Origin of the sequence: Pseudomonas akapageensis (assembly GCF_011355085.1) — a bacterium.
Lineage (GTDB): Bacteria > Pseudomonadota > Gammaproteobacteria > Pseudomonadales > Pseudomonadaceae > Aquipseudomonas > Aquipseudomonas akapageensis.
This window is the reverse complement of sequence record NZ_VXCP01000085.1, coordinates 1-657: the sequence shown is the minus strand read 5'-3', so window position 1 is coordinate 657 and position 657 is coordinate 1. Positions and strand designations below refer to the sequence as shown.

General features: G+C 48.7%; 1 protein-coding gene. It reads left to right on the top strand.

Features of this window, described 5'->3' with window-relative positions; all coding sequences use genetic code 11:
- The coding region (locus tag F2S13_RS29040) for a hypothetical protein (protein WP_166367319.1) at nucleotides 1–499 on the top strand (499 nt) is incomplete at its 5' end.
- Nucleotides 500–657 lie beyond the last annotated feature (158 nt).

Below are 657 nucleotides of genomic sequence, written 5' to 3'. Positions count from 1 at the left end.
CACCAACATGTTTGCCAACAGCGTTCGCTACATGCTGATCGTATCAGCGCGTTCTCAGTTTGCATTGCTGATGGATATGTATAGCAAAGGCATCATCACTGGCAGAACTGGCGAAGATGAAAGCTCCGACGCACTAACCGATGGTCAATTACTTTTTCGCTTGCAGGACTTCTATGGTGCAGGACAAGACGCCATTGAGATTAACGATCACGAATATGCCCAGGAATGTACTGACGTTGTAAGCATCATCCGCGAGGTCATTGAATCCCGGAAAAAACTGAAAGCTGCAGAGAAACAGATTGCTGAGCTTGAACGTGACGAAACACAGTTAATCGAAGAGCGAGACAGCGCGGGGAACGCTCTTGCTGATATGTATGAGGCCGCAATGGGGAATCGCCCTGAATGGAGCAACCTATTCGGGTACGCTGAAGCTATTGATGATGTGGCCCAGCATATCAATCTTCTCGATCTCGCCGCTGCTACCGGAAAAGGAGACTGAGTATGGGTACAAAAACCATTTGGGATGGTAAAGACCTTCCACCTGTCGGGTGTCAGGTTTTAATCCACCTTTCTTCTGTCGGGATGCGTCCATACGAGGTAGCAGGATATGAAGTACGCCGTTCTGTTGAGGAGGCTCAATATCCGCACTGGTTATAC